Source organism: Bilophila sp. 4_1_30 (genome assembly GCF_000224655.1).
Lineage (GTDB): Bacteria > Desulfobacterota > Desulfovibrionia > Desulfovibrionales > Desulfovibrionaceae > Bilophila > Bilophila wadsworthia.
The window spans coordinates 834,576-840,220 of the sequence record NZ_JH114233.1 but is presented as its reverse complement, the minus strand read 5'-3'; the positions used below and the strand labels follow the sequence as shown (position 1 = coordinate 840,220).

Below are 5,645 nucleotides of genomic sequence, written 5' to 3'. Positions count from 1 at the left end.
TTCACCCACCCCGAAAGAGTGGGGTCTTGATGCGTTGCCTATGGCGAAGTGCATCAAAACCAGAGAGGTGTTTTATGAGCCCAAGATCCAAGGCCTTTTCCCATCCCTGCCGCCGCCGTTCCGTTCCCCGCCGCCCGTTGCGCGCGGCTCCTCCGCCTTCCCCCGCATCAGACCTGTTTCCGCATCCCAAGGGTGAAATCCGCCGTTACAGCTTCCCCGCCTTGGCGATACGCTGCGAGCGGGAATTGCTTGAAGTGCAACAGGCTGAGGATATGAAAGAAATCCTTTCCAACGTTTCGGCGTCCGTGGATGCGTTCGCCTCGCTCATGGAGCTGATGGACGCCGAGGCCAAAGTGGACGGCGTGATCATCCATATTCTGGGAAGGGAACTGCAACGCATCGGCAAGATACTTTTCAAGATGCAGGACACGTACAGCACGGTTGAGCTTGTCGGCGCGTAACCTTCCGGACAACCGCACAGATTGCGTTCCAACACAAAACAGCCCTCGGCAGCGGGATTGCCGGGGGCTGTTTTTTTCCATTTTCCAACCGCGTGCCGCTTCCCGTGCGCCGAGGGCTTTTGCGCCAAAGGCTTTTCGAGGGTACGGAAAAAGGCGCGTTTCCGGTTACTTCCGTTTTGAGGCGATGTACTTGCCGACGACGATGCCGATGAGCACCGCGCCGATAAAGGAGATGAGAGGGCCGATCAATCCTTCCATTGCTTTTTCTCCGGGGTATGGGTGAAGGCTTTCCGCATTGGAAAACCGGGGCCGGGCAACCCGGACTCGGGCGGCTGGCACCGGAAGCCCGCTCCGGCTGGGGGAGGCGGAACCACCAAACGGGATCTCCAAACGGAGCGACCAACCGGAGCCGTCAGGCGGAACCGTCAGATGGAGGTGGCGGGTTCGGGCCCGTCGGGGCCGGGGTCTTTGCGCAGCGCGTTCGCCAGCGGGACAAGGTACAAATACAACGCATACGGGAGGCAGGCCATCGTCACGCCGAGCGTGGCGCAGGGGAGGCTGCCGGCGATGCTCCACGGGATCAGCGCGGCTATGAGGATGGCGCTGTTTTCGAGGGGGATCGCCATGTCCTGCCTGCGGGCGTAACAGGGGCGGCACAACTGCGCGGTCAGGATGGTGGCGAGCGTCTGGTTGCAGCTTATGCCGGACACGGGGACGCTTGCCAGCGTCATGGCCCGGAACGTCCCGATGCGCTCCGCCAGACGCCGTATGAGGCCGCCGAAACCGCTCAGGAGGTCGGTCGCGTCGAAAATGCCCGAATAGGACGACGACAGCAGGACGATGCCCGCCACCTGAAGCATGGACCGGATGCCGCCTCCGGCGAGTATTTCCGCTCCGGGCGCGGGGGTGTAGCCGAAGGCGAGGCAGGCGAACAGTTCCCCGGGCTCCATGCCCTGTACGGTCAGGCAGACGGCGCCCCCCGCGAGGATGCTCCAGAGCATGGCCTGTTTCACGTCGGCGCGGAACAGGCTCAGGACGACGATACAGGCGGCGGGCAAGAGCGTCCAGCCGCTGAGAATGAAAAAACGGTCCAGCTGTCCGGCGGCGTCAGGTGCCGCGAGCCGCGCCGGGCCGGAGAGGGACAGCGCCAGATAGCCCGCGCAGGTCAGGGCGAAGGGGAGCGCCGAGGTTGTCCACATGCGGCGCATATTCGCGTATATATTGGTATTCGTGAGCGCACAGACGAGCGCCGCGCTGGATGACACGGGTGAGCATCTGTCCCCGACGTAAATGCCGCTCATGATAGCCCCGGCGGTGGCAAGCTCGTCCAGCCCAGCGGAACGGGCCAGCATCATAAAAATGACGCCGAGGGTGCTGACCGAGCCGAACGCCGTGCCGAGCAGGAGGCTCAGCAGGCAGCACAGGAGGAAGACCCACAGGATGAAGTAGGCGGGATCGACCCATTGCAGCGTATGATGGATGATGAAGGGGAGGGTGCCGCTGGCCCGCCAGACGGCGGTGAGCATACCGATGAGCCCGAAGATAATCAGGATATTCCGCACGCTGCGGACGCCGGACCACAACATGAGGGCAACGTCGCGCGGCGCGTGCCCCTGCCGCAGGGCGTACCCGGCGAAACAGGCGAGCCCGAGCAGGAGCGCCCACAAGACGCTGGCCCCGGTGAGGACGCACACGGCGAGGCCGCCCAGAAAGACGCTGAGGACAATGGCTTTCACATCAGGTTCCTTGGCATCCGTATGGATGAGAAGGACGTGATTCCACGCCATGCCGCGCTTGTCAATCCCGGCCGGACGGCGGACGGCGAAGGCTGACGGCTCTTCCCGCACACAGGGCCGCTCCGCCGCTTATGATGGGTGTATGATGAGGGCTCTGCCTGAAGCGCGCCGGACAACCGCCTTCCACGCCGCGCCTCTCCCATTCCGTCATCCGGCGGGGACTCCCTCCGCGCCGCCTCCCCATCATACAAAAGTCTTGGGAGGTGGAGGGGTGGGGGTTTTGGGGGAGGGGGAGGAGGAAGCCCTTCTCCAGAAGGGTTCCTCCTCCCTCCCCAAAACTCTCGCCAATCTTCCCATCCCCACTCTTTAACGCAACTGGCTGTCCTTGCTGCCGCGGCGGTTGTAGAGGCTGACGGCGCGCTGATCCTTGTCGGCTTCCTCCTGACAGGCCACGCACAGCCGCACGCCGGGGAGGGCCTTGCGCCGCGCGTCGGGGATCGGCTCGCCGCACTCCTCGCAGAAATGCAGGCTCTCGCCTTTGGGCAGGTTGCGCCGCGCCCGCGCCACTTCGTCGTTGATCGAATCCTGAATCTGATCCTGTACCGCTCCGTCGCCAGCCCAGCCGCTCGCCATGTCCGCCTCCTTTCCGCATTTTCGCGGGATGTTTTCCTCTTACTATAGGCCTCGGCGGGGGCTTCGTCCATCCGGCGCGCCTCTTTTTCCCCGGTGTGACCCCGGTCACATCACGCCGGGGGGGATGGGGGTACCGTGCCTTCATGCTTGCAACAGGAGCGTGCCCATGAACAGGAACATCAGTCTGGCTTCACGCGATCCCCTCCCGCTCGGCCGGGAGGACATCTACAAGGGGATGGAGGAAATCGGCGCGTATCTGGACGTCACCCCGCGCGATTTCCAAGAAATCTACGCCCATGCCTACAAGATAGCCCGGGGGAGGCTGCTCTCGTCCATTACGGCGGGGGACATCATGCATGTCCCGGTGCTGTGCGTCGCCGAGGAGCAGTCCGTGCGGGATCTGGTCATCTTCCTCGACGATCACCGCATTTCCGGCGCGCCCGTCGTGGGCGCGGAAGGGCGCCTTTCCGGGGTCGTCTCGGAAAGCGACGTCGTCCGGTTCGTCGGCGGCGGGGAGACGGTGACGGTCATGCACCTGATGCACACGCTGATGCGGCAGGGGTGCGTCAGCGGCGCGGACCTTGAAGCCCCCGTCGGCTCGATCATGACGCTGGAGTGCGTCTCGGTCGGGGAGGGCGCCCATCTGGGCGACATGCTGGAACTCTTGCGGACGCGCCGGATCAACCGGATCCCCGTCGTCGATGCCGGGATGCGGCCTGTGGGGATCGTGTCGCGCACCGATATCATCAATGCCTTTGGAGTGATGCAGTGAGAGAACTTTTGCTGAAAATGGCGGGCGGCGAGCAGTCCCCGCCCCGCGCCAAGGCCGGGGAAATCTTCTCCGCGTGGGTTGGGAGCTGTCTGGCCATCGCCTGCATCGCGCTGCTGGAACGCTACGCCACGGGCAACTCGGGCTTCCCGCTGCTGATCGGCTCGTTCGGGGCGTCGGCGGTGCTGGCCTTCGGAGCCATACGCAGCCCGCTGGCACAGCCGCGCAACCTGGTGGGCGGGCATTTCCTGTCCGCGCTCGTGGGCGTCTCGTGTTACTTCCTGTTCCCCGGCACGCCCTGGCTGGCCTCATGCCTCGCCGTCGCCACCGCCATCGCGCTCATGCACGTCACCAAAACCCTGCACCCTCCGGGAGGCGCCACGGCGCTCATCGCGGTCACGGGCGGGGAGGGCATCCACCAGCTCGGCTATCTGTACGCCTTCGTGCCGTGCCTGCTCGGGGCGCTGATCATGCTCGCCATCGCCCTTATCGTGAACAACATCCCCAAGGCGCAGCGCTACCCGCAATTCTGGTGGTAGTGGGGAGGGTCCTCCGGAAGCAGGGAAAACGGCGCGGAAGGGGCCGGGAAGCCCGGAAGCGGCAAAGGCGGGAAGGCGGCGTTCCCGTTATCATGAAGGCCGGAAGGCCGTACTCTTGAGGGGCGTTTCGTATGGAGCGCCCCTTTTTCCGTGCTTTTTCCTCTATGGGGGCGGGGTTCCGTGCGTTGGGCGCATCCCTGCGCCGTATGGAGGAAAGGCGGCGTACGCGGGATAAGGGGCGTTTTCACAATTCCTCTGATGAAACATATCGGGGAAAGGCGGCGTGCGCAGGGCGAAGAGGCCCCGGCTGGCCCTTTCTTGGCGCAGAGCCATACACGGGCGCGGGGCCGCTTGACAGTCCGGAATGTTAGTTATACTAACTCACGCGCTGCGGGGATTCCCTGCCCGCCCGCCGGGTTCGCGGGGGGCCCTCCGCCAGCTTGCAATGTCAGGATCCCCCGCGCGGCTCCCCGCCGGGGCGGAGAGGGCAAAACGTTTTTCTTTCAGGATGGACGGCATGACGGCGAAACCGGGTACCACTTCCACGGCGGACCGCATCCTTGATGCGGCCATCGGGCTCATGAATACGAAAGGCTACAACCCCGTGTCGGTACGGGAAATCGCCAAGGCCGTCGGCCTCAGCGAGATGACCGTGTTCCGGCATTTCCCTTCCAAGTACGCCATGCTGATGGCGGCCATGCGCCGGGCGCCGTATGCGGAAATGATCGAGGACGTCTTCACCACGCATGTCCGCTGGGAGCTTGAGCACGACCTGCGCCATTTCATGCGCCGCTACATGGACATCGCCGAGCAGCGGATCGGCATCTGGCGGATTTATTTCAGCGCCATCGGGCAGATCGACGAGCACAGCACGGAGCTGGTCAGCGACGTCACCTCGTTCCGTGAGCGCCTGCGGGCGTATTTCGAGGAGATGATCCGGCGCGGGCACATCCGGCAGCTGGACAGCCTGTATGTTTCCTCGCTGTTCTGGAACCTCATTTTCGGCTTCGTCATGACGCTGGTGATCGGGCGCAAGCGCCCGGGGCTGGTCCGGGATGAATACATCGAAAACGCGGTGTCCGTATTCATCGGCGGCGTTGCCCCGAAGGAAGGCGAAGCATGGCGGTAAGCGTCAGAAAGCCCGTGCTGTATGCGTTCGGCGTGGTTTTGTGCGCGGGGATCATCGGAGGCATCTGGCTGTGGTACCGCACCCACTGCGTCCTGATCACCAACGACTCCCGCATCGAGGGGACGCTCGTCGGCGTGGCTTCCCGCCTGTCCGACCGGGTGGTGCAGGTCATGGTGAACGAGGGCGACACGGTGCACAAGGGGCAGGGGCTCGTGCGCATCGACAGCCGCAGCGTCATGGCCCGCAAAGCCAAGGCCGAGGCCGCGCTTGAGCTTGCCAAGGCCCGCTGGGAGGACGCCAAGGCCGGGTTCCGGCGGCAGGAGATCATGGCGGCGCAGGCCCATCTGGATCAGGCGCAGGCCATGCTGGAGCGGGCGG

7 protein-coding genes are annotated in these 5,645 nt (G+C 64.5%); 5 read left to right on the top strand and 2 right to left on the bottom strand.

The window, feature by feature from the left end:
* Positions 1–74: 74 nt before the first annotated feature.
* Positions 75–461: a hypothetical protein gene (locus tag HMPREF0178_RS15535; protein WP_009380700.1), complete on the top strand. Its 387-nt coding sequence runs from the start codon at positions 75–77 to the stop codon at positions 459–461.
* Between the two features lie 425 nt (positions 462–886).
* Here HMPREF0178_RS15535 and HMPREF0178_RS15530 read toward each other — a convergent pair whose 3' ends face one another.
* Both HMPREF0178_RS15530 and HMPREF0178_RS15525 read right to left on the bottom strand, forming a co-directional pair.
* Entirely contained in the window at positions 887–2,197 is a 1,311-nt protein-coding gene (locus HMPREF0178_RS15530; RefSeq protein ID WP_232281294.1) for a Na+/H+ antiporter NhaC family protein, read from the bottom strand.
* A 366-nt stretch (positions 2,198–2,563) separates the two neighbouring features.
* Positions 2,564–2,830 (bottom strand): DksA/TraR family C4-type zinc finger protein, encoded by a 267-nt coding sequence (locus HMPREF0178_RS15525; RefSeq protein WP_009380697.1) that lies wholly within the window; start codon positions 2,828–2,830, stop codon positions 2,564–2,566.
* Between the two features lie 166 nt (positions 2,831–2,996).
* Here HMPREF0178_RS15525 and HMPREF0178_RS15520 point away from each other — a divergent pair, with 166 nt between their 5' ends.
* From HMPREF0178_RS15520 to HMPREF0178_RS15505, 4 genes are all read left to right on the top strand, one after another.
* Positions 2,997–3,602: an HPP family protein gene (locus tag HMPREF0178_RS15520; protein WP_009380696.1), complete on the top strand. Its 606-nt coding sequence runs from the start codon at positions 2,997–2,999 to the stop codon at positions 3,600–3,602.
* Entirely contained in the window at positions 3,599–4,138 is a 540-nt protein-coding gene (locus HMPREF0178_RS15515) for an HPP family protein (protein ID WP_005027578.1), read from the top strand. Before HMPREF0178_RS15520 ends, HMPREF0178_RS15515 begins: the two co-directional genes overlap by 4 nt.
* Before the next feature lie 517 nt (positions 4,139–4,655).
* On the top strand, positions 4,656–5,267 hold the full coding sequence (locus HMPREF0178_RS15510) for a TetR/AcrR family transcriptional regulator (protein WP_005027572.1): 612 nt from the start codon (positions 4,656–4,658) through the stop codon (positions 5,265–5,267).
* Positions 5,258–5,645 (top strand): biotin/lipoyl-binding protein (locus tag HMPREF0178_RS15505; RefSeq protein WP_009380695.1); only part of this gene is annotated, 388 nt, incomplete at its 3' end. The genes HMPREF0178_RS15510 and HMPREF0178_RS15505, both read left to right, overlap by 10 nt.

What these genes read in the sequence shown, in the direction of transcription:
- HMPREF0178_RS15535 (WP_009380700.1), top strand. Translation starts at nt 75, where the DNA reads ATGAGCCCAAGATCCAAGGCCTTTTCCCATCCCTGCCGCCGCCGTTCC.
- HMPREF0178_RS15525 (WP_009380697.1), bottom strand. Translation starts at nt 2,830, where the DNA reads ATGGCGAGCGGCTGGGCTGGCGACGGAGCGGTACAGGATCAGATTCAG.
- HMPREF0178_RS15520 (WP_009380696.1), top strand. Translation starts at nt 2,997, where the DNA reads ATGAACAGGAACATCAGTCTGGCTTCACGCGATCCCCTCCCGCTCGGC.
- HMPREF0178_RS15510 (WP_005027572.1), top strand. Translation starts at nt 4,656, where the DNA reads ATGACGGCGAAACCGGGTACCACTTCCACGGCGGACCGCATCCTTGAT.